This is a genomic window from Dactylosporangium sp. NPDC049140 (assembly GCF_040648435.1).
On sequence record NZ_JBEZDS010000092.1, the window covers coordinates 1 to 20,726 of the forward strand.

The 20,726-nt window shown below is 71.7% G+C and carries 20 protein-coding genes and 5 pseudogenes; 10 read left to right on the forward strand and 15 right to left on the reverse strand.

The window, feature by feature from the left end:
- Nucleotides 1-141 precede the first annotated feature (141 nt).
- Nucleotides 142-615, forward strand: coding sequence for a hypothetical protein (locus AB0B76_RS56825; protein ID WP_360394154.1), 474 nt, complete (start codon nucleotides 142-144; stop codon nucleotides 613-615).
- Here the strand turns inward: AB0B76_RS56825 and AB0B76_RS56830 are convergent.
- From AB0B76_RS56830 to AB0B76_RS56840, 3 genes are all read right to left on the reverse strand, one after another.
- A complete protein-coding gene (locus tag AB0B76_RS56830; protein ID WP_360394157.1) occupies nucleotides 577-1,071 on the reverse strand; it encodes a hypothetical protein in 495 nt (164 codons plus the stop codon). The genes AB0B76_RS56825 and AB0B76_RS56830 overlap by 39 nt on opposite strands.
- A gap of 71 nt (nucleotides 1,072-1,142) precedes the next feature.
- A complete protein-coding gene (locus AB0B76_RS56835) occupies nucleotides 1,143-2,270 on the reverse strand; it encodes a NucA/NucB deoxyribonuclease domain-containing protein (protein WP_360394160.1) in 1,128 nt (375 codons plus the stop codon).
- Nucleotides 2,271-2,282: 12 nt separating this feature from the next.
- Entirely contained in the window at nucleotides 2,283-4,070 is a 1,788-nt protein-coding gene (locus AB0B76_RS56840) for a ricin-type beta-trefoil lectin domain protein (protein ID WP_360394162.1), read from the reverse strand.
- A 439-nt stretch (nucleotides 4,071-4,509) separates the two neighbouring features.
- Between AB0B76_RS56840 and AB0B76_RS56845 the strand changes: the two genes are divergently transcribed.
- Nucleotides 4,510-4,857 carry a CU044_2847 family protein gene (locus AB0B76_RS56845; RefSeq protein ID WP_360394165.1) on the forward strand — a complete coding sequence of 116 codons (348 nt, stop codon included), beginning with the start codon at nucleotides 4,510-4,512 and terminating at the stop codon, nucleotides 4,855-4,857.
- Here AB0B76_RS56845 and AB0B76_RS56850 read toward each other — a convergent pair.
- The 3 genes and pseudogenes from AB0B76_RS56850 to AB0B76_RS56860 form a co-directional block, all read right to left on the reverse strand.
- A complete protein-coding gene (locus tag AB0B76_RS56850; protein ID WP_360394167.1) occupies nucleotides 4,790-5,269 on the reverse strand; it encodes a hypothetical protein in 480 nt (159 codons plus the stop codon). The genes AB0B76_RS56845 and AB0B76_RS56850 overlap by 68 nt on opposite strands.
- 36 nt (nucleotides 5,270-5,305) lie before the next feature.
- Nucleotides 5,306-5,539, reverse strand: a complete 234-nt coding sequence (locus tag AB0B76_RS56855) for a hypothetical protein (protein WP_360394170.1) — start codon at nucleotides 5,537-5,539, stop codon at nucleotides 5,306-5,308.
- A gap of 137 nt (nucleotides 5,540-5,676) precedes the next feature.
- A pseudogene (locus tag AB0B76_RS56860) lies at nucleotides 5,677-5,913 on the reverse strand (DDE-type integrase/transposase/recombinase); the annotation flags it as partial.
- Between the two features lie 163 nt (nucleotides 5,914-6,076).
- Between AB0B76_RS56860 and AB0B76_RS56865 the strand changes: the two are divergent.
- The 3 genes from AB0B76_RS56865 to AB0B76_RS56875 are packed head-to-tail and all read left to right on the forward strand — an operon-like array spanning nucleotide 6,077 to nucleotide 8,511.
- Nucleotides 6,077-7,153, forward strand: coding sequence for an FtsX-like permease family protein (locus AB0B76_RS56865; protein WP_360394173.1), 1,077 nt, complete (start codon nucleotides 6,077-6,079; stop codon nucleotides 7,151-7,153).
- Nucleotides 7,150-7,887, forward strand: coding sequence for an ABC transporter ATP-binding protein (locus AB0B76_RS56870; RefSeq protein WP_360394176.1), 738 nt, complete (start codon nucleotides 7,150-7,152; stop codon nucleotides 7,885-7,887). Before AB0B76_RS56865 ends, AB0B76_RS56870 begins: the two co-directional genes overlap by 4 nt.
- 15 nt (nucleotides 7,888-7,902) lie before the next feature.
- Nucleotides 7,903-8,511, forward strand: a complete 609-nt coding sequence (locus AB0B76_RS56875; protein WP_360394179.1) for a helix-turn-helix domain-containing protein — start codon at nucleotides 7,903-7,905, stop codon at nucleotides 8,509-8,511.
- Between the two features lie 57 nt (nucleotides 8,512-8,568).
- On the opposite strand, the pseudogene AB0B76_RS56880 reads toward AB0B76_RS56875, so the two are convergent.
- The 5 genes and pseudogenes from AB0B76_RS56880 to AB0B76_RS56900 form a co-directional block, all read right to left on the reverse strand.
- A pseudogene (locus AB0B76_RS56880) lies at nucleotides 8,569-8,805 on the reverse strand (universal stress protein); the annotation flags it as partial.
- Entirely contained in the window at nucleotides 8,802-10,808 is a 2,007-nt protein-coding gene (locus AB0B76_RS56885; protein WP_360394182.1) for an aconitate hydratase, read from the reverse strand. The gene AB0B76_RS56885 and the pseudogene AB0B76_RS56880, both read right to left, overlap by 4 nt.
- A gap of 112 nt (nucleotides 10,809-10,920) precedes the next feature.
- Entirely contained in the window at nucleotides 10,921-12,177 is a 1,257-nt protein-coding gene (locus tag AB0B76_RS56890; RefSeq protein WP_360394185.1) for an FAD-dependent oxidoreductase, read from the reverse strand.
- Nucleotides 12,174-12,998 (reverse strand): TraR/DksA C4-type zinc finger protein, encoded by an 825-nt coding sequence (locus AB0B76_RS56895; protein WP_360394188.1) that lies wholly within the window; start codon nucleotides 12,996-12,998, stop codon nucleotides 12,174-12,176. Before AB0B76_RS56895 ends, AB0B76_RS56890 begins: the two co-directional genes overlap by 4 nt.
- Nucleotides 12,999-13,108: 110 nt before the next feature.
- Entirely contained in the window at nucleotides 13,109-13,441 is a 333-nt protein-coding gene (locus AB0B76_RS56900; protein WP_360394192.1) for a hypothetical protein, read from the reverse strand.
- Between the two features lie 690 nt (nucleotides 13,442-14,131).
- On the opposite strand from AB0B76_RS56900, the gene AB0B76_RS56905 reads away from it, so the two are divergent.
- On the forward strand, nucleotides 14,132-14,494 hold the full coding sequence (locus AB0B76_RS56905; RefSeq protein ID WP_360394195.1) for a DUF488 family protein: 363 nt from the start codon (nucleotides 14,132-14,134) through the stop codon (nucleotides 14,492-14,494).
- A 126-nt stretch (nucleotides 14,495-14,620) separates the two neighbouring features.
- Nucleotides 14,621-15,616, forward strand: a complete 996-nt coding sequence (locus tag AB0B76_RS56910) for a nitroreductase (protein WP_360394198.1) — start codon at nucleotides 14,621-14,623, stop codon at nucleotides 15,614-15,616.
- A 246-nt stretch (nucleotides 15,617-15,862) separates the two neighbouring features.
- On the opposite strand, the gene tal is transcribed toward AB0B76_RS56910, so the two are convergent.
- Complete coding sequence (gene tal, locus AB0B76_RS56915) at nucleotides 15,863-16,969, reverse strand: transaldolase (RefSeq protein ID WP_360394201.1); 1,107 nt, start codon at nucleotides 16,967-16,969, stop codon at nucleotides 15,863-15,865.
- A 57-nt stretch (nucleotides 16,970-17,026) separates the two neighbouring features.
- Nucleotides 17,027-17,470, reverse strand: a complete 444-nt coding sequence (locus AB0B76_RS56920; RefSeq protein ID WP_360394204.1) for a hypothetical protein — start codon at nucleotides 17,468-17,470, stop codon at nucleotides 17,027-17,029.
- A 101-nt stretch (nucleotides 17,471-17,571) separates the two neighbouring features.
- Here AB0B76_RS56920 and AB0B76_RS56925 point away from each other — a divergent pair, with 101 nt between their 5' ends.
- Nucleotides 17,572-18,255 (forward strand): helix-turn-helix domain-containing protein, encoded by a 684-nt coding sequence (locus AB0B76_RS56925; protein ID WP_360394206.1) that lies wholly within the window; start codon nucleotides 17,572-17,574, stop codon nucleotides 18,253-18,255.
- A 224-nt stretch (nucleotides 18,256-18,479) separates the two neighbouring features.
- Here the strand turns inward: AB0B76_RS56925 and AB0B76_RS56930 are convergent, their stop codons facing one another.
- Nucleotides 18,480-18,842: a hypothetical protein gene (locus AB0B76_RS56930; RefSeq protein WP_360394209.1), complete on the reverse strand. Its 363-nt coding sequence runs from the start codon at nucleotides 18,840-18,842 to the stop codon at nucleotides 18,480-18,482.
- Between the two features lie 289 nt (nucleotides 18,843-19,131).
- On the opposite strand from AB0B76_RS56930, the pseudogene AB0B76_RS56935 reads away from it, so the two are divergent.
- Nucleotides 19,132-19,317, forward strand: a pseudogene (locus tag AB0B76_RS56935) (universal stress protein); the annotation flags it as partial.
- Nucleotides 19,318-19,524: 207 nt separating this feature from the next.
- Here the strand turns inward: AB0B76_RS56935 and AB0B76_RS56940 are convergent.
- Nucleotides 19,525-20,013, reverse strand: a pseudogene (locus AB0B76_RS56940) (glycosyl hydrolase family 65 protein); the annotation flags it as partial.
- 130 nt (nucleotides 20,014-20,143) lie between these two features.
- Here AB0B76_RS56940 and AB0B76_RS56945 point away from each other — a divergent pair.
- Nucleotides 20,144-20,726 (forward strand): annotated as a pseudogene (locus tag AB0B76_RS56945) (PucR family transcriptional regulator); the annotation flags it as partial.

Genomic DNA, 20,726 nt, shown 5'->3' on the forward strand with positions numbered 1-20,726 from the left:
ACGCCGACCGCGGCGGTAAGGCCGCCCGCAGACGGTTCGAGACCTTCACCCGCCCAAGCCTGCCTGACCAGGCGAACGCTCAACGCAACAGACCCGCCCTGCGGGTCATCGCCCGCCGCCGGAACCGCCTATAGTGGTCGAATGCGGTCGATATCTGCCGGGGCGGTGATCGCGCTGCTCGTGGCGGGGATCGCGGATCTGGCCCTCGTCGCCGCGTATCGCAGCGCCGCCCAGGACGCCACGACAACCGGCGAGCTGTTCGCCGCGCTGGACGCCGCGCGTCTGCTGCACCGCCTGGTCTTCCTCGTCGCGTTCGCCGCGCTGATCGCCGTCGCCGTGGCGCTGCGCTGGGCGCCGTGGTGGTGCCGGCTGCTCTGGGTCGCGTTCGTCGCGCGGGCCGTCGCCGCGTACGTGACCGCGCCCGAGCCGCCGCCCGGGTACCAGGCCCTCTGGGACGACTCGCAGCCCCCGACGGCCGGCCTGCGCCGGTCGGTGCTCGGCGAGCTGTGGGCGATGATCCCCGTCCCGGTCGACGCGCTCGGCGTCGTGCTGCTCGCCGCGGCGGCGGCCGGGCTGCTATTCGTCGTCCTCCGGCGAGTCCCCGAGGCGCCATAGCTCGAGCAGGTAGTGCTCGAGCCCCGCGTATGCGGCCAGCGCGTCGCCCCACTGGGCGGTGGGCAGGTCCGGATGGTCGCGCAGGAACCGGTGCGCGGCGTCGGCGGCCTCGGCGCGTCCGGTGGCGGTGACGCGGATGCGGTACACCCCGGGGCCCTCGGCCAGCTCGCCGGTGATCCCGCTGACACCCGTGTCGCCGAGCCGGACGCGCCCGGAGGGGAAGTCGATCTCGTATTCGTGCCGCGGGGCGGCCGGTGGTGCTTCGGCGCCGAGCACGCGGAGGCGGACGTCCACCGGGATCAGGTCCTGGGCCACGCTGATGACGAGGACGTAACCGGTTGAGCCGGTGACGCCGGCCGACGCGGCGACGACGGCCGCGTCCATCCCCTCGGCGGCGTCCGCCTCGACGTCGCGCAGGGTGAGCAACCGGTAGTCCGGGGTCAGCCGCAGGTCCATCGTCCGCCGTACCGCCTTTCAGTCAGCTGCGCTGTGGTGCCCCGGACGGACCGGGGCACCACGGCGTTCGGTCAGGGAGCCGTCGTGACGGTGAACCCGTCACCGTCGAGGAGCCGGTTGGCGCCGTAGAAGGCGTTCAGCTTGGACCCGCCGAGCTGGTTCTGCTGGGCGTTGATCGGGCGGGCCGACCCGTGCCACTCCTGCGCGCCGCGGGGTTTGCCGGCGGTGGAGTACGCCGAACCCTCCTCCGTGGATTTGAACGGGTACTCGTCGCAGTCCAGCCCGCCGGCCGCGTAGTCGTCGCCCCACACATCCTTGCAGATCCCCACCGACGCGCGGTGGTTGGCGTCGATCTCGCTCGCGTCCATCAGGCGGTGCAGCTTCGACGGCGGGTTCTTGCCCACGAAGCTCGGGAACGTCCGCTCGGGGTGGTGCAGCGCGTCGTTGACGTGCTTGGCCTCGGCGTCGATGCCGACGCCGGACATCGGCAGGACGAACTCCGGCACGTTGTCGATGAACACGGTGCCCTTGTACTTCCCGCCGCCGAGGGCCGCTCCGGCGCTGTCGAACCGGACCGCGTTGCTCGCGACGATCCGCAGGGCGGGTTCGGTCAGGCCGTCGCGGTACTCGACGAGGTAGCTCACCTGGGCGACGAACTCGGTGGTGTAGTACGGCAGCAGGCCGGCGGTGTCCGGCGACGTGATCGAGACGACGTCCATCGCCGGCTGCTGGTACCAGCCCAGCGCCGTGCGCTCCTGCCGGAGCGTCGCGGGGCACGTGACGTCGCCGCGTCCGGCGCACCCGTCGTACATCACGGTCAGGAACGTCAGGTCGTCGCGCATCGACGAGGTCTGGTGCACGTTCTCGACCGAGGTCACGTAGTCGACGCGGCGGCTGCCGTCGTAGGCGAACGCCAGGATCCACAGGTCGAAGTCGACGAAGCCGAGCTCCTCGCCGCTCTGCCGGCGCAGCACGACGTGCAGCGGGTAGTGATGGCACTGCTCGAAGCGGGTGCGGGCCCAGCCGTACCGGGAGCCGGCCTGGTCGGGATGCGCCTCGCAGTCCTGTTTGAGGTCGGCGGCCTCGTCCAGCAGCCGCGTGGTGTTCCCCGGCCGGGCCGGCGCGGCGAGCGCACCGACCGGGCTCAGGGTAAGGGCCAGCGTCAGACCCAGGGCGGCCGCGGCGACAGTTCTCCACATGGTCGTCACTCCCTAGAATCCGCCTCGGGCGCAGTCCCGCCCGAGGCATCCGTAGAGCAGGTCACCGGTCGCCGCGGCGTACACCATCGTGTAGCCGTGGTAGGTCCGGCCCCGCTCGCGACCGAGGCCGGGCACGGTGCCGTCGCCGGTGACGACGTGCACCCGGGCCGCGCCGTCGGCCGCCGCGAGCGCGACACCCGCCCGGCTGCGGAACTCCGCGACCGTCACCGTCGCGGTGCGCGCGTCGCCGGCGGTGCGCAGCCGCCGCCCGGCGTCGTGCCGCGCGGCGTCGGCGGTGACCGGCCGGGCCGGTGCGACCGAGGCCACCGCGGCGCCGGTGGTGACGTTGCAGACCTTGCGCGCGGCGACGCACGCGGCCAGGCCCGGCACAGTCTCCAGGCACCGGCCCGCGTCGTCGGCCAGGCAGGCGGCCAGCTTCCGCTGGTCGACGCCGTTGTACTCGTCCCGGCTCGCAGTCCGCTGCGGCGCGGCCAGGCCGAGGGCGAGCGATCCGGCGGCCGGCTTGCCCAGGACGAGCCGGTCCAGCTCGGTCGGCGAGCTGGGCAGATTCGAGGCGCGCGCGGCGACCTGCATCGTGTAGCAGTACGGCGGCGCGCTGGGCTCGCCGAACAGGATCGACCGCGGGTCGGGCCGCCCGCAGACGTTCGCCGGGAAGCCGGAGACGTTCACCAGCCGCGGCCGGCGCCAGGCCCCGTTGTCCTGCACCTGCACCCGGTTCTCGAACGGCGTGGCGAGGGCCGTGTATTGCGGGTAGTACGACATCAGGCCCGTCTGCAGCGCCCTCGTCCTCCCGCCGGTCGCGAGGTGGGTGGTGCCGACCGGGTTGAAGTCGTAAAGCATGTCCCACTGCCCCGCGCCGTTGCCGAGGCTCATCCACGTGTGCAGCAGGCCGTCGGCGACCTTCGAGCCCGGCTGGTCGATCGACCAGTACTCCTCGGTGGCCTCGCCGTCCTCCAGCCAGTACGCGGTGTGCGAGGTCGTGCCGGTGGCCGACGCGTACGCCGCCTGCCAGCCCATCTCCTCGTAGTCGTAGCCGGAGTTGCCGCCCGATCCGTCGAGCGGGTCCCAGTTGACCTGGTTGCTGAAGCTGTTGTACCCCCCGGTCTGCGGGTCCGCCGGCGGCCCGTTGAAGGTCACCGGCTGCTGCCGGAAGCTGACCATGACGCCCGACACGGGCGAGTCCTCGCCGGCGCAGAGGCCGACGAAGTCCCGCTCCGGGCAGTCGGCGCCGCCGATCCGCGGCCGCCACAGCTGGGTGGTGTAGCTCGACGAGCAGGCCCACATGACCGCCGGCTGCCCGTCGGTGCTGGACAGCACGTCCAGGCAGCGGCCGTCGCGCTGGTTGCGCAGGGCGAAGCCGACGCTCGGCCAGGTCTGGGCCCGCGTGAGGGTCCAGAACTGCTGGGATGCGGTACCGCAGTCCACGATGATGACGGCCGCGCCGTTGCTCGTGGCCGCGGCCTGCAGGCACCGCCCCGACGAGGCCTGCCGGACCCGGTAGATCGGGTTCGCGCCCGGGCTGACCACCTCGAACGTCCACCGCTGGGCATTGACGTTCTCGGGCAGGCCGACCGTGTGGGTGCGGACCTTGACCGTGCTGCCGACCGCGTCGGAGTCGGTCGCGAGCACCTGCCGGTCGCCGGTCGTGGACTGCCCGATGGCCACCGGATCGGCCGGCGGCACCGCCGCTTCGGCCGGCCCACCAGCCGCCACCGCCGCGCCGGCACCGGCCAGCACGGCGGCCAATGCGATCGCACATCGACGTCGCAGACGATTCATCGCACTCCCTTTCCCGACAATTGCCAGAAACGTCGCGCGGACAGCACGACGCCATTCGCGCCGCCGTTTCCGGCGCGAATTCCGGCGATGCGTTTCCGTCCGGCCTTGGGCAGCGGACGGTGAAGCGCGGCCCCGGACTCACCGGGCCGCGAACTATACGTGGAGTGGCACTACCCGACTCGGTAACGGCGCGGCACGCCAGACGGCCCGCGCGAACGTCGGCATTCCCCGTGATTGCCGCAGCACTGTTCCTCCCCGTCCGCCGTCGTGGCGTACATTCGCCGACGTCGACACCGCGACACATTACCCGACATCGCGTAAAGGGTCCACCGACCGACCATCGTCAATGTCGACAGACATTCGCCTCCGTCGATGGCACCGCGCTCACCGGCGCCTGTATGTCCACGGTTCGCACCCGCACCGACGCTGGGGTGACGAGTTGACCGAATTGATGCGATTCGAGACCGAGACCGGCTCCATCGTGATGGAGGTCCCCGAGGATGAGCCCGGCTTTGAGCGGGTGCCCCGGGACGGTGTCATCGCCGACGCTCGCCAGAAGCTCGAGAACGCCCTGCACGACGTGCGGAACGCGGCCGAAAGTACGCTGCGGGTATTCCGCGCCGGGGTCACCCGCCCGGACGGCATCGAAGTGGAGTTCGGCGTCAAGCTCAACGCTGAGGCCGGTGCCGTCATCGCCAAGTCGTCGGTCGAGGGTCACTTCACGGTGAAGCTGAGCTGGCGCCGCCCCGACGAGCAGACGGCTCACGAAACCGAACCGGGCGCGTGATCGAGCAGCATTGGCCGGCCCGCCCGCCGAGATCGATCACCAAGTTCCGGGCCTGCTGGGTGGTCCACGCCGCGCTCGGGTGGGCGGTGACGCCCAGGATGTGGACCCGTCGGGTCTCGATCTCCATCACGAACAGGACGTACAGGCGACGCAGCGCAATGGTTTCGAGGTGGAAGAAGCCGGTCGCCAGCAGCCCGGCCGCCTGAGCGCGCAGGAACGTCCGCCAATGGGTATCGGTCTCACGCGGGGCGGGACCGACGCGGGATCTGGCCAGGATGCGCCGGATGGTGCCGGCGCCGATCCGGTGGCCGAGACCGAGCAGCTCAGCGATCATCGCGGACTCGCCGCGTGTGGCCTGCGGCAGCCAGCCGAACACCCGTACCGCGCTCAGGTACAGCAGCCGAACGAACACACCCGCGATGCTGCGCCACCACCACGAAACAGCAGCTCACACGCAGTGCGACAGGTTTTGGCACGGTACAGGGTCCGGACCATCGTCGGCGCGTGATGCCTCGGCCAGGGCGCAAATCGTGTCGCGCCGACCCACGGGATCGAAGGCGCTGGCGAGCCAGGCGTCGAGCGGGTCGACCAAAATGTCCTCCCGCAGGATCACGTTGCGGGGATGATCGATAGCGTTGGCCAGCGCGTACTCCTGCGGGAACCGGCACCGGTAATACGCCACACCGTGCGAATGCTGGCCTTGTATCCGGCGCGCACAGACCCCGCAGTACACCGCACCCTTGAACAGGTAGGGATGGCGGCTGCGGTACCGCCGCCGCGGCCCGCCCGGCCGGCCGGTCGCCGCGTCGCGCGAGGATCGAGTTCGTTGTGTCCGCGGCGCAGGTTCTGCCTGAACGCGTGTCCGGCGATGATCGTCTGTTCGGTGCGGTCGGTGCGTAGCCCGCGCATCGGTCTGAGCCGGTGCTTGAGCTGGCTGTGGTCTGCTTCTACCCGGTTCTTGGCATGCCGTTCGACGTGGTGCCACGCCGGCGCCGGCTGTGGCCGGAAGGCTTGGCCGCCGACATTGCAACGATGCGTCGGCGACGCACGGCGTATGCGTCACGGGCGCGCTGCTCTGCTGACGGAGGCTGGGACCGAGGGCGATGATGCTGACATCATGTCGCTATCATGCTGACATGATGTCGATAAAGATGCCGGGTCGGTCCGCATGTTCCTAGCGGTTCGTGAGCTTCGGTTTGCTCGTGCCAGGTTCGGGTTGATGGGCGCGGTGATCGCACTCATCGCCGTGCTGGTGGTCCTACTGTCCGGATTGTCCGTGGGCCTGGTCAACGACGGGGTGTCCGGTCTGCAACGGCTGCCGGTGACCTCGTTCGCCTTCGCCGACGGGGTCCAACGCGACGCTGCGTTCTCGCGCAGCGTCGTGGACCTGAAGGCCGTCGACGCGTGGGCGGCGCAACCAAACGTGGCGCGGGCCGCTCCGTACGGCAACATGCTGGCCAATGCCAAGAGTGGTTCTGGTGTGGAGATCGACCTGGCCCTGTTCGGCGTGCTACCCGACTCGTTCCTCTCACCGCGGGTCAGTGCGGGCGACCGGCTCGGCGAACTGGACGGAATCGTGGTGAGCCGGACCGCCGCCGACGCGGGACTCCGCGTCGGCGATACCCTCACCGTCGACCGGGTGGGCGCCAGGCTCACCGTCGTCGGCATCCTGTCCGGGCAGCACACGTTCGGCCACGTCGATGTGGGCTACGTCCCGTTGCGCACATGGCAGCAGATCCGGGCGGGCATCGGGCCGGACGACCCAGTCCCGGCCCACGTCTACAACGAGATTACGGCGGTCGCGGTGCAGGCCGAGGACGGCTCGACCATCGACCTCGACGCCGGCGACCGCGCCGCGGGCACCGATAGCATGACGCTGCCGGAATCGTTCGGAGCCTCTCCGGGGTACACGGCAGAGACCTCCACGCTGCAGCTGATCCAGTACTTCCTGTACGCAATTTCGGCGCTGGTCGTCGGGGCGTTCTTCACGGTCTGGACGATCCAGCGAAAGCACGAGATCGCCGTGATGCGAGCCATGGGGGCGCCGACCGGTTTCCTGCTGCGGGACGGGTTGTCTCAGGCGCTGATCCTGCTGCTCCTCGCAGTCGCTGCCGGTGTCGGCATCGGTGTCGGAATGGGCAGGCTGATCGGCGGCGGTGTCCCGTTCGCGCTGGAGGCGCCGGCCGTGGCCGTCGCGGTCGCGCTGCTGATCGTTCTCGGCCTGGTGGGAGCGGTCGCGGCCATCGTGCGGATCGCCGCCGTGGATCCTCTGACAGCGTTGGGAGCACACCGATGAGCACACAGACCAGCAACCTCGGATCAGCGGCCGGCGGTGACGGTTCCGCTGCGGATCAGCCCGACGGGCTGATCATGCGTGACGTGTGTCTGCGCTTCGGTGACGGTGACGACACGGTGCTCGCGCTGGATGACGTCACGCTCACCGTGGCGCCTGGCAAGTTCGTCGCCGTGGTCGGTCCTTCCGGAGCGGGTAAGTCCAGCCTGCTCGCCGTCGCCGGCGGGTTGAGCGTGCCGACGTCGGGTTCGGTGTCCGTCGCAGGGCGGGAGATGACAGTGGCCAGCCGCCGGACACGGACGACCCTGCGGCGCGAGACCGTCGGATTCGTGTTCCAGTCCGGCAACCTGCTGCCGGCGTTGACCGCCGTCGACCAGTTGCGGCTGCCGACCCGGTTCAGCGGGGCAGGACGTCGTACGCACCGTGATCCGTATCAGCTGTTGGCGGAAGTGGGCATGGCGGACAAGGCCAACCGGCGACCGCACCAACTGTCCGGCGGCGAGCGTCAGCGGGTGGGCATCGCCCGTGCTCTCGTCACCAGGCCCAGGCTGCTGCTGGTCGACGAACCCACCGCGGCGCTGGACCGGCAGCGCAGCCATGACGTGGTCGAGTTGCTCGCCCGCGAAACCAGGGAGCACAGCGTCGCCACCGTCATGGTCACCCACGATCATGACGTCCTACGACACTGCGACACGGTCTACGAGATGATCGACGGAAAGCTCACCCCGGCCGCGTGACCGTAGGATTCGCATGTGCCGAAGATCCAGGCCGCCACCGTGGCGGAGCACCGCGCGCGGCAACGCCGGGCGATCCTGGACGCTGCCCGTGCGATCCTCGCCGAAGGCGGGTCCGAGTCGCCGAGCCTGGCCGCGGTCGCCGCGCGGACAGGCCTGGCGCGGTCGAGCATCTACCAGTACTTCAAATCCAGCGCCGACCTGCTTGACGCGGTGATCGTCGACATGTTCCCCAGGTGGTCGGCCTACGTGGCACGGCGGATGCGCCGTGCCACGACCCCGGGCGATCAGGTCTTCGCCTACGTGGCGGCCAACCTTCACCTCGTCGCCAAGGGCGAGCACGCCATCGTCCGCGGGCTGGCGACAACCGCGCCCGTCGAAATCCTCGCCGAACGCAGCCGCGAGCTTCACAACCAACTGCGTGTTCCGTTGCTCGAGGCGCTTGCCGGACACGGCACGCCCGACCCGGTCAACATGGCCGAACTCATCCAGGCAATCGTCTTCAGGGCCTCTCGCATGATCGAAGATGGTATGAGCGAAACGAAGGCTTGTACGCTTGCCCGCGAGCTTCTGGAACCGTACCTGCGACAGTCGATCACGACCGCGCCAGAAAGACGACCCACCTGACGCAGCCATGGTGTCGAACGGCATGCCAACAACCGGGTAGAAGCAGACCACGGTCCGGCGGGCTCGCTCGGCGGCGGCGGACAGGATGCGTTCGGCGGCGGCCTGCAGCCCGGCGGCGGGCGGCCCGCCGGGTACGGGTCCCAGCGGGACGTTGTACAGCGGCCCGAGGAACGCGTGCACGATCCGGCAGGGGCAGCCCCGGGCAGTGGCCTCCCGGGCGGCCCAGTCGACGGCGTGCAGGCTGCTCGGGGAGTGGTCGACGCCCACGACGATCGGGGCGAGGCTGGTGGTCATGATCTGGTTTCCCTTCCGGGTCCGAGCGGCTGTGGTTGCCGCAGCCGGGGGATCTGGCCGCCGGTCAGGACCATGGCGGCCTGGCGTGGCGAGAGCCGGTGCCGGGCACGGTAGGTGGCGCTGCTGGTCTGGTTGCGCACGGTGATCTCGGTGCCGTCGCGCACCGCGGCGCGCAGGTCGTCGACGGCGAGGGCGTCGCCGGCGGTGATGCGGTCGTAGTCAGTGTCGTCGGTGAACTGCAGCGGCAGGATTCCGAAGTTGGCGAGGTTCTGCCAGTGGATGCGGGCGTACGACTTGGCGATCACCACGCGCAACCCGAGGTGGCGGGGCACGATGGCGGCGTGTTCCCGGGAGGAGCCCTGCCCGTAGTTGGCGCCGGCGACGATCATGTGCTGTCCGGCCTGCCGGGCCCGCCGCGGGTAGCCGGGGTCGAGGTCGGCGAAGGCGAAGTCGGCGAGTTTGGCGATGTTGCTGCGGTAGGGCAGCACCCGGGCGCCGGCGGGCAGGATCTCGTCGGTGGAGACGTTGTCGCCGGCTTTGATGAGCACCGGGCCGGTCAGGGTGTCGGGCAGTGCGTCCAGCCTCGGCAGCGACCCGATGCTGGGTGCCTTCACCAGCGAGATGGTGTGTGCCTGGGCGGCCGGTAGCGGCGCCTCCAGCGTGGCGGTGTTGACGCTGGCCGTCGCTGGCAGGTCCAGCACCGGGTAGGCGATGCCGAGCAGGCGGGGCAGGTCGCGGGGGTCGGTGATCCGGCCGGTCAGCGCGGCGGCGGCTGCGGTCTCCGGCGAGCACAGCCAGACGAGGTCGTCGGTGGTGCCGGAGCGGCCGGGGAAGTTCCGCGGGAACGTGCGCAGGCTGTTGACCCCGATCGCGGGGGCCTGGCCCATGCCGATGCAGCCCATGCAGCCGGCCTGGTGCAGGCGGGCCCCGGAGCGGATCAGGTCGCCGGTGGCGCCCATCGCGGTCAGGTCGGCCAGCAGCTGCCGGGATGTCGGGTTGATGTCCAGGGACACCTGCGGGTCCGTCTGCCGGCCGCGCAGGATCGCGGCGACCACGGCGAAGTCGCGCAGGCCGGGGTTGGCCGACGATCCGATCACCACCTGCTGCACCGGTGTGCCGGCGACCTGCCGCACCGGGGTCACGTTGCCCGGGGAGCTCGGCGCCGCGATCAGAGGCTCGAGGGTGGACAGGTCGATGGTGCCGGCGACGTCGTAGCCGGCGTCGGGATCGGCGAGGAGTTCCACGAAGTCGTCTTCGCGGTCCTGCGCCACGAGGAACTCCCGGACCCGCTCGTCGGCGGGGAACACGGTGGTGGTGGCGCCGAGTTCGGCGCCCATGTTCGCGATCACGTGCCGGTCCATCGCGGACAGGCCGGCCAGTCCCGGGCCGTGGTACTCGATGATGCGGTGCACGGCGCCGGTCACGCCGTGGCGGCGGAGCAGTTCCAGGATCACGTCCTTGGCGCTGACCCAGGCTGGTAGTGCCCCGGTGAGCTGGATGCCCCAGATCTGCGGCATGGTCACGTACAGCGGTTCACCGGCCATCGCCAGGGCGACGTCCAGCCCACCGACGCCGATGGCCAGCATGCCCAGCGACCCGGCCGCGCAGGTGTGCGAGTCCGACCCGACCAGGGTCGCGCCCGGTACCCCGAAGTGTTGCATGTGTGTCGGGTGGGAGACCCCGTTGCCGGGTTTGGAATACCACAGCCCGAACCGTTGGCAGGCCGAGCGCAGGAACAGGTGGTCGGCCATGTTCCGCTCGTCGGTCTGCAACAGATTGTGGTCGACGTACTGCACCGACACCCCGGTCCGTACCCGCTGCAAGCCGAGGGCTTCCAACTCCAGCATCACCATCGTGCCGGTCGCGTCCTGGGTCAGGCTCTGGTCGATACGCAGTCCCACCTCCGTGCCCGGCACCATCTCACCGGCGACGAGATGTGCCTCGATCAACTTCTGTGCCACGTTGCGGCCCATGACCATGACCTCCCGCTGCTCCTGGTGCACGTTGTTTGATTCGAGCCGACGCGGTACCGCCCACGGACCCTTCCCGATGGGTGACCCGGCGACGCACCGGGCCGGGCCCGGACACCGCTCGGCCGCGTCCGGCCCAAGCCGGTCATGGCCGCGATGCCTGACGCGTGCCACCCGAGGTGAGGGCGTCGAGGGCGACGTCGGGGTCGGCGAGCCGGGCCGCGTCGACCGGCTCCCCGCTGCGGATGAGGTCCTGGATCTGTGCCGTGACGTCCCACACGTTGACGTTCAGGCCGGCGACGACCCGACCGCCGGCGGTCCAGAACGCGATGAACCGGCGCGTGGCGAGATCGCCGCGCACGACGACGGTGTCGTACCCGCCGGGCGGGGCGTGACCGGTGTACTCCATGCCCAGGTCGTACTGGTCGGTGTAGAAGTACGGCAGCCGGTCGTACACCACCTTCGCGCCGAGCATGGACCGGGCCGCGGCCGGGCCGGAGTGCAGGGCGTTGGCCCAGTGCTCGACCCGCAGATGGGTGCCGTACCGCGGGTGGTAGGCGTTGGCGACGTCCCCCGCCGCGTAGACGCGCGGGTCGCAGCTGCGCAGCGCCTGGTCGACCACGACACCGTCGCCGACCGCCAGCCCCGCCGCCTCGGCCAGCCCCACGTTGGGGTGCACGCCGACACCGACGACGACCACGTCGGCGGGCAGCGCGGTGCCGTCACGCAGCAGCACCGAGGACACCCGCCCGTCGCCGCGGAACTCCTCGACGGCGGCGCCGAAGCGGAACGTCACCCCGCGCTCGCGGTGCAGATCGGCGAACACCGCGGCGAGGTCGGGCCCGAGCAGCCGCAGCAGCGGCAGCTCGGAGCGTTCCACGACGGTGACCGCAGCGCCGCGCTGGCGGGCCGCGGCGGCGACCTCCAGCCCGATCCAGCCCGCACCGACCACCACCAGGCGGGCGCCGTCGACGAGCGCAGCCCCGATCCGGTCGCTGTCGGGCAGCGTCCGCAACTGCAGCACCCCGTCGAGGTAGCCGCCGGGCACGTCCAGGGTCCGCGGTGTCGAACCGGTGGCCAACAACAACGCGTCGAAGCCGATGCGCTGGCCGTCGCCCAGCTCCACCTGCCGGGCGGCCCGGTCAACGGCCGCCACGGTGACACCGGTGGCCAGGTCGACGTCGTGCTCGGCGTACCAGCCGGCCGCATGGACGAACGCCGTCTCGCGATCGGCGGTGCCCAGCAGCAGGCCCTTGGACAGCGGTGGCCGCTCATAGGGACGTTCGGGTTCCTGACCGAGCAGCACCACGTCGCCGTCGAAGCCATCCTCCCGCAGCGTCTGCGCGGCCTTCGCCCCGGCCAGCCCGGCCCCGACAATCACGAACGTACGTCGCTGGTTCATGGGTTCATCTCCCTGTCGAACGTTGTGGGGGCTCGATCAGCGCCGTATCCGCGCGATGGCATCGCGCGCGACGGCGCGGGAATGCGACGGCATGGGCCAGCGCCGGCCGGGGCCGCGTCCCGCGGCGATGGGTGCTCGGCGACGGTGAGGAGCACGACCGTGTCCTCCAGCGCGGTCACCGTCGACCGGCCGTCGGGAACCATGAGCAGCTGTCCGGCCGCGCCGTGCGTCACATCGTCGCCGGCGGTCACCCGCACCCGGCCGCGCAGCACCTGCACAGTCGCCTCGCCGCGGTTGCCGTGTTCCTCCAGTCGCTGACCGCAGCCCAACGCGATCATGGCCTGGCCGGGCGAACGCGGATGTCCACGGTTGACGGTGCGCGTGCCGCGGCGGCTCGACCCACTGAGGGCGTGACGGAGCAGACCATCGGCGAGCGCCTGCAACGACCACTTCTCCATCTCCGACTCGCCTCCTCTCGGGACGCGGATCCGGGTAGCTGCCCGGCCGGTCTGCCGGCCCTGGCAGGGGACGCAGAACCGGGCGTGCGGCAGGATCTCCAGCCGTTGCAGCGGGATGTCGGCAGTGCAGCGTTCGCAGCTGCCGTAGCTGCCCTCGGCCATGCGCCGCAGCGCCTGGGCGGTGTCGGCGACCGCCCGGCGGGCCGAGGCGATCAGCGCGGCGAGGGTGTCGTCGTCGTAGCCGCCGCCGTTCGGCTGCTGGCTGCGGACGGTGAGCTCGGCGAGCTGCTCGGTGGACCGCTGAAACTGCTCCTCCAGGGTGTTGCGGAGCAGTTCGATCGGATCGTGCACGGTGCTGGTCACGTACTTGGTCCTTTCCACGGTCGGCAGTGGGTGGCGCACGACAAACTGCGCCACGGAGAACGCCGTCTTGGCGCGGTGGGCTCGGGGTTCGGCCGACGCGGGCTGCCGGGTCAGGCGGCCACGGTGGCCGGATTCCGGCACGCCGCCATGGCTGCCGGACCCGCGCCGGCAAGCGCGGTCAGTCGCGGCACGCGGGCCGGCCGCACCGGTACCCGCCGGTTCGCGGAAGGACCGCTGCCCGGCTCGGGCGTGGCGGAGCTGCCACCGACGTTGAGCACACTGTGGGCCAACGCCGCCGGGGCCGACCGCCGCATCGCGGCGCTACCGCTGATGCCGGCGACGCGCAGCACCAGCGCCGGGGTAAACGTTGCGGTCGCGATCCGGCGGATCGCGTCGTCCCGACGGAGCCCGGTAGCGGCCGCCGCGTCGCGGCCGACCTCCACCGCCGATCCCGGGCTCGGGGTGCCGGCGACGGCGGGTACTGCCGCCCGTACAGGCTGGCGGTGGCGGGTGTCGGCCGGCATCGGGATCAGTATGTGTCGCGTCACCGTCGGCCTCCTCGCTCGGTCCGGAACAACCCGTCGAGGCCAGCCTGTACCGGCACGGCCAGGACGGCAGGGGCCGCCACCGGCGAACAACCACCGGGCGTGGTTGCCGACCGTCAGCAAACACGGCCTCCGCCGCATCGCCCATCGCGGGGCGGCACCACTGCGACGTGCACCACCTGCCGGTGCGGCGGCCTGCGACGACAGCGTCGACTGGCGGTGGCCGTCCAGCACTGATGGCCGTCAGTGCCGCCCGGCACGTGCGGGGTGTCGATGGGATGTGGCACCGCCCGGGTGACAGCGCCGACCCCGCCCACGACGCTCCCGGGTGACCGCGTCGCCGGACCGGGACCCGCCGGATGCCGGCCGAACCATGGTGCCGAGACGGGCCCGCCGCCCGGCCGGCCATCCGCCGACCTCCTGCGTGCAGTGCGCTACCCGGGCTGTTCCTGCCGGTCGTCGGCAATCTCCGGCGCGGTCGTCTGCCCGCCGTCGCTCTGTGCGGCATCCGGATGCCCGAGCAGCATGGAGGTAGACCGTGTGACGGCATACCGGACGTGGAGCCGCCACCAAGGCGAGGAGGACACCATGGCGCGACAGGTACTGCTGCACCGCATCTACGACGACCCGTCGTCCGACGACGGCGTGCGGGTGCTGGTCGACCGGGTGTGGCCACGGGGCGTGCGCAAGGGCGCCGCCCACCTCGACGAATGGCTCAAGGACGTCGCCCCGTCCACGCCGCTGCGCCGCTGGTACGGCCACCAGCCCGAGCGGTTCCCCGAGTTCCGTCGCCGCTACCTCGCCGAACTCGCCGGTCCGCAACCGGCCGCCGCGATGCACCGGCTCCGGGACCTGGTCCGTTCGAACAGGGTCACGCTGCTCACCGCAACCCGCGACATCGACCACAGCCAGGCGGCTGTGCTCGCCGAACAGCTCCGCGACACCACGTGATCCCACCATCGGGCGTCCACCGGTCAGCGTCGAGCCCGTCGCCGCGCCACGTTGGCGTGAGCGGTCCGCTGCCGCGAACCCGGGGCACCCGCAACCACCGCGATACCGACCCAACGGGAGGTTCCCATGAGCCACGCGACAACCACGGTGGACCGGCCGCGCGGCGACGTCCTGATCGGAGCCGCCGCAGCCGCCGGATTCGCGCCGTCGATCCTCAACACCCAGCCGTGGCGCTGGCGGCTCGAACCGGGCCGGTTGCAGCTGTTCGCGGAACGCTCCCGCCAGCTCACGGTCACCGATCCGCAGGGACGGCAACTCATGATCAGCTGCGGCGCCGCGCTGCACCACGCCCGCACCGCGCTGGCCGCCGCCGGCTGGACGGCACACGTGACCCGGCTCCCCGACACCCGTCAGCCCGATCTCCTCGCCACACTCACGGTGGCCGACCCGATCGCGGCGACCGAGGTCGCGGGCCGCCTCGCCCGAGCCATCCCCGCCCGGCACACCGACCGGCGGCCCGTCAGCGACCAGCCGCTGCCCGCCGCCTCCGTCGACGCCATCGCCGCCGCTGCTCGAGCCCACAGCAGGCTGCACATCTTCACCCCGGACCAGGCACTCGCGCTGGCATCGGCCGCGGGCCGGGCCGCGGCGGTGCAAGCCGACGACCCCCGGGTCAGGGCCGAGCTGGCGCACTGGACCGGCACGGCGGCGCCGCCCGGCGCCGGCCTTCCTGCCGAGGTACTGCCCGAGCACCCCGCCCAGACCACCGTGCCGGGTCGCGATTTCGGCCGGGGCGGCACCCTGCCCATCGGCACCGGCCACGACAAGACCGCGGTGTACGCGCTGCTGTTCGGCGACGCCGACGAGCCGGCGAACTGGCTGCGCACCGGGGAGGCGCTGTCCGCGGCCTGGCTGACCGCCACCACCCTCGGTGTGTCCGTCGTACCGCTCAGCCACGTCATCGAAGTCCTTCCCGCCCGGCTCACACTGCGGCGCCTCATCAACGGCCTCGGCTCCCCCCACCTGGTGCTGCGGCTCGGCGTCGCCGATCCGGAACACCCCGGATACGTCCACACCCCCAGACTGGCCGCAACACCAACCACCGACAGCTCGGCCGAATGATCGCTGCCGAGCATCCGAGAGGAGCAGGGCGAACGTGGCCGCATAGCCCAGGGCGAAACCCTGACCGGCGACCAGGTGGAGGAAGACCCGGCCACGCGGGCCCGGTCCGGGTCGGCCGTGACCGGGGTGCCGAGCACCAGCGGCAGGTCCAGGCGGGTGAGCCCGCCCAGTTGCGCAGCGATCAGCACCGCGGTCAGCGCCGTGGTGGCGATCAGCCCGAACACCGCCCAGCCGGCCCAGTCCATGTCAGTGGTGGCTGAGCTGCTCGGCCTTGGCCGCGAGCGCGGCGAGGACCTGCCGGTAGGAGGCGTGGAAGCCAGCGACGCCCTGGTTTTCCAGGGTGAGCCCGACGTCGTCCATGTCGACGCCGGCGGCGGCCAGCCGGTGCATCACCTCGGCGGCCTCGCCCACCCGGGTGTCGATGGTGCGGGCCGGCGTGCCGTGGTCTTCGAACGCGGCGATGGTGGCCTCGGGCAGGGTGTTGACGGTGTCCGGGCCGACGAGTGCGTCGACGTATGCGGTGTCGGGGTAGGCCGGGTTCTTGGTGGAGGTGGAGGCCCACAACGGCCGCTGCGGGCGCGCCCCGAGGTCGGCCAGGCGTTGCCAGCGCGGTCCGGAGAACTGTTCGCGGAACAGCCGGTAGGCCAGTTTGGCCTGGGCGATCGCCGCCCGGCCGCGCAGCGCGAGCGCCTCGTCGGTGCCGGTCGCCTCGAGGCGTCGGTCGACCTCGGTGTCGACCCGGCTGACGAAGAACGAGGCGACGCTGTGCACGCGCGAGGGGTCGCCGCCCCGCTCGGCGAAGGTTTCGAGCCCGGACAGGTACGCGTCGATGATCTGCCGGTAGCGGGTCAGGGAGAAGATCAGGGTGATGTTGATGCTGCGGCCTTCGGCGATCATCGCCTGGATGGCGGGGACGCCCTCGGCGGTGGCCGGGATCTTCACGAACAGGTTGGGTGCGGCGATCCGCTGGTGCAGTGCTCGGGCGGCCGTCAGGGTGGCCCGGGTGTCGCGGGCCAGCTCGGCGGCCACCTCGATGGAGGCGAAGCCGTCGGTGCCGTCACTGGCGTCGAACACTGGGCGCAGCACGTCTAGGGCGCCTGTGACATCGTCGACGACCAGCTGCCAGTAGGCGTCCTCGAGTGGCTGGCCGGCCGCGGTCAGCGCCGCGAACTGCTCGTCGTAGTCGGCGGAGCCGAGGACGGCCCGGGTGAAGATGGTCGGGTTGGCGGTCACCCCGCGGATCCCGCCGGCGACCATCCGCGCCAGGGTGCCGTCGCGCAGGTAGCCGCGGGTGAGGTTGTCCAGCCACGGGCTCTGGCCGTAGTCGGTGTAGAGACGTTCCAGTGCGGTCATCGGTCTGCCTTCCGGCTGGACGGGATCGTGGATGGCGCCGGGCGTGAGCCTCCGGCGCTAGCTGCGCGCGGCGGCCGTGCCGGCCCACCGGCGGCTGGCCAGCCGCCACAGCGCGAGCGCGCCGACGAGCAGGCCGAAGTCGCGCAGCGCGACGTCGTAGAAGTCGCCCAGGATCAGCAGGTTGACGATGATCCCGGCCAGCCAGGCGGCCACCACGACGGCGCCGTATTTCGGCCGGGCCGCGACGAGGAGTCCGGCCACGATCTCGATCACGCCGACGGCGTACATCGCCTGTTGCGCGGTGCCCGGGACGAACCGGTCGGCGAACGGCGCCAGATAGCCGGGCCACTCGGTCAGCAGATTGAAGAACTTGTCCAGGCCGAAGGCGATCGGCGCCACCGTGAAGACGGTGCGCAGCAACAGGAACGCCTGGTGGGCCGGGTCCGCTCCCCGGCCGGTCAGCCGGGCGGTCGTCGACGTGCCGGGTGCGCTGGTGGTCATGATGGGCTCCAGTCCTCTTCTAAAAACGTCATATCTGTACGTTAGAACGCTATGCCCGTGCCTCTTCTAAAGTCAAGAGGTTCGTGTTTTACAATCGAGGGATGGCGCCCCGCCCGCTCCCCGACCGCATCGCCGCCGTGGCCGCGCTCGACGACCCCGCCCGGCGAGCCGTGTTCGATCTGGTCACCAGAGCCGGGGCGGCGGTCAGCCGCGACGCGGCCGCGGACGCCCTCGGGGTCAGCCGGCGGGTCGCCGCGTTCCACCTCGACCGGCTCGCCGAACAGGGGCTGCTCGTCGTCGAATACCGCCGGCCGCCCGGCCGCGGCGGCCCCGGCGCCGGCCGCCCCGCGAAGCTGTACCGGCGCACCGACGACGAGGTGGCGGTGTCGGTGCCGGAACGGCACTACGAGATGGTCGGCGGGCTGCTCGCGGCGGCGGTGACCGAGTCGATCGACACCGGCGCCCCCGTGCAGGAGGTGCTGCACCGCACGGCCTACGACGCCGGCAAGACCATTGGCGCGGCGGCCGACAACCTGCCCACGGCTCTCGCGGACGCCGGGTACGACCCACAACAGCAAGCCGACGCCGGCGGCGGCGGCGTCGTGCTGCGCAACTGCCCCTTCCACCGCCTCGCCCAGCAGTTCACGCCGCTCGTGTGCGGGGTGAACCTGCAGTTGCTGCGCGGCGTCGCCGACGGGACCGGCGACACCTCCTATGTCACGGAGCTCGACCCTGGCCCGGGCCGCTGCTGTGTACGGCTGCGCCCGGGCGATGCAGCGCCGTGACCGAGCACCTGCGCGGACAGTCGAACACGGGACTGCCGGGCGACGGCACACTGCGGCGGCAATCCCCGCGTGTCCCGGAACTCCGCTGGGCGCTGTCGTGCTGGGACTGCCCGCAACCACGGCGACCTCCTGGATGAACGCACTTCAACGTCCCTGTCACTGTTGGTCGTGCCGAACAACGGATACAGCCGGCTGGCTGTCGGAACTCGAGTTGCCGCGTCGGACTACGCGAAGACCGACACCGCAGCCCAGATGGCGAAGCCGAGCAGGGCGATCCCGGCGCCTGCGCCCGTGATAGCACTCTGCGCGACGCCGGCAGGTCGGAAGACGAGCACGGCGGCGACCGCGACCACCGTCAACAGCGCTCCGAGTGCAACGAGGGACGGGCTCTGCAGTACCGGCGCCATCGGCCAGAGGTGCACGCCCACCACGAGGCATACCCACGCGGCGATGTACTGGCTGCGTCCCCAGAGGCCGATTGCGGCCGCCCGGCGGCAGCGGCGCCGAACTCGACGCCGACGATGATGCCGTACTGCCGCATGGCGCCCGGTTCGCTCAGCGCCGAGCCAGCTGACCAGTTCCGCCACGCGTACACCGCGCCGACTGCGGCGACGACCAGACTCAGCATCGCGCCCACCATCAGCGGTGCCCGGAAGACCGAGGCGGGAGTCCGTCTGGCGGGCCGGCATCAGGCATTCGCCGCTTGGCATTACCGAACGTATCCGCGCACCGCGGAGGAGGAGTTCGACCACGACCGGCACCGAACAACCGAACCCGGGGTCGAGGACCGCAGCGCCGGCCGCCCGGGGCGTTGTGGGTTACGACGGTTCACCATCGGCGAGTGCGGCGATCGAGGCGCCTGCCCGCAATCTTGACGTGATCTCGCTGTCGGCGGAAGGGCGTCATGTCACGGCGGCGCGGACCGTGGCCGAGGCGCTGGCCGCCCACGCGCGGCGGCGTCAGGCGGCGCTGGTGGTCGTGGGCTCGCGGGGCCGGTCCGCGGTCCGTGAAGTCCTGCTCGGCAGTGTGGCGGTGGCGACCGTGCATCATGCCTACCGGCCGGTCATGGTTGCGCCTCACCCCGTGTCGTCGGCAGGGGTCCTGACGGCGGCGGTACCGCGAGTCGGGTGCGCGGCCGACGGGTTGGCGGGGTTCGGGCAGCAGCGGCTCCAGTGGTATGACGGCGCGCACCACGGGCGCGTCGGGGCCGACGACGACCTGCTCGCCGTACAGCAGCAGCGACAGCGACGCACCGGATCGGTCGCGCAGCCGGAGCTGGACGGTGTCGTGGCCGGCGTCGATGAGCAGGCGCAGGCCGCTGTGCCGGATCCGGAAGGTCAGCCGGGTGATGCCGGTGGGCAGGCGCGGCGCCAACGCCAGCACGTCGTGGTGCTGGCGCAGCCCTCCGAATCCTTCGCCGATGGCCGACCACGCTACGGCGAGTGAGGCGATGTGCAGACCGTGGCGGGTGTTGGCGTGCAGGTCCCGCAGGTCGATCAGGGCGGCTTCTCGGGCGTAGTCGTGGGCCAGTTCCAGATGGCCCACCTCCGCGCACATCACGGACTGGGTGCACTCGGACAAGGAGGAGTCCCGGACGGGGCGAGGCCGGGACCGGGCACCGACACCGGCACCGGCACCGGCACCAACGGCAGCCGGGAACGCTCCGCGACGGCAACGGCGACGCTGCGCTGCCACCGCGGGCACGATAGCCAGGTTTACACTGCCGACAACCGGCACGGCAGATCGCTGCGGCAGCATCGTCGCGGTCGATGGTCGGATGCGGCGCCCGGTGGGACGCTCCTGAGCTGATGCGGTTGCGGTCGCCGTCGGGGGGCACCAGCGACGGGTTGGTCTGGCATCGGCTGATACACGGGAGGCGAGGCGGGCAGTGGCTGACAGTCCCGGACGTCGTGGCGGGCGTGCTCCGGCGGTACCGGCGCTGGACGACGGGTGGCTGGTCGCCGTCGCCGAGGGCGCCAGCCGCGACGCGGGTGGCGTTCCGGTGGGACTGCTCGGTGAGTACCTGTCGATGCTGGCCGACGCGGCCGTGCACGGCCGCCGGCCCAGACGCAGCGAGCTCGACGCGGTGGGCCGGCTCGGTCGCCGCGCCGCCGAGCAGGGCGTCTCCGCAGGACGGGTGGTGCAGCTGTACCTGTCCGCGGCGCGGCGGCTGTGGCAGGACCTGCCGATGATGGTGCGCTCCCGCGACCGCGAGGCGGTCCGCGCCGCCGCGGCCGCGGTCCTGCAGGTCGTCGACGACGCGGTCGCGACCCTGGCCGAGGGCTATGCGGTCGCGCGCCGTGACCTGGTCCGCCGGGAAGAATCATCGCGCCGCGAACTGATCGACGACCTGCTGCGCGGCGACTCCGACCTCGGTGCCCTGGTGGAGCGGGCTGAGCCGTTCGGGTTGGACCTCGCCCGGGTGCATCAGGTGGCGCTGGCCGCGCCGAGCCGGCGCCTGCCGGACGCCG

What these genes read in the sequence shown, in the direction of transcription:
- AB0B76_RS56835 (WP_360394160.1), bottom strand. Translation starts at nt 2,270, where the DNA reads ATGTGGAGAACTGTCGCCGCGGCCGCCCTGGGTCTGACGCTGGCCCTT.
- AB0B76_RS56870 (WP_360394176.1), top strand. Translation starts at nt 7,150, where the DNA reads ATGAGCACACAGACCAGCAACCTCGGATCAGCGGCCGGCGGTGACGGT.
- AB0B76_RS56890 (WP_360394185.1), bottom strand. Translation starts at nt 12,177, where the DNA reads ATGAACCAGCGACGTACGTTCGTGATTGTCGGGGCCGGGCTGGCCGGG.
- tal (WP_360394201.1), bottom strand. Translation starts at nt 16,969, where the DNA reads ATGACCGCACTGGAACGTCTCTACACCGACTACGGCCAGAGCCCGTGG.
- AB0B76_RS56840 (WP_360394162.1), bottom strand. Translation starts at nt 4,070, where the DNA reads ATGAATCGTCTGCGACGTCGATGTGCGATCGCATTGGCCGCCGTGCTG.
- AB0B76_RS56905 (WP_360394195.1), top strand. Translation starts at nt 14,132, where the DNA reads ATGGCGCGACAGGTACTGCTGCACCGCATCTACGACGACCCGTCGTCC.
- AB0B76_RS56865 (WP_360394173.1), top strand. Translation starts at nt 6,077, where the DNA reads ATGGGCGCGGTGATCGCACTCATCGCCGTGCTGGTGGTCCTACTGTCC.
- AB0B76_RS56830 (WP_360394157.1), bottom strand. Translation starts at nt 1,071, where the DNA reads ATGGACCTGCGGCTGACCCCGGACTACCGGTTGCTCACCCTGCGCGAC.
- AB0B76_RS56925 (WP_360394206.1), top strand. Translation starts at nt 17,572, where the DNA reads ATGGCGCCCCGCCCGCTCCCCGACCGCATCGCCGCCGTGGCCGCGCTC.
- AB0B76_RS56910 (WP_360394198.1), top strand. Translation starts at nt 14,621, where the DNA reads ATGAGCCACGCGACAACCACGGTGGACCGGCCGCGCGGCGACGTCCTG.
- AB0B76_RS56825 (WP_360394154.1), top strand. Translation starts at nt 142, where the DNA reads ATGCGGTCGATATCTGCCGGGGCGGTGATCGCGCTGCTCGTGGCGGGG.
- AB0B76_RS56920 (WP_360394204.1), bottom strand. Translation starts at nt 17,470, where the DNA reads ATGACCACCAGCGCACCCGGCACGTCGACGACCGCCCGGCTGACCGGC.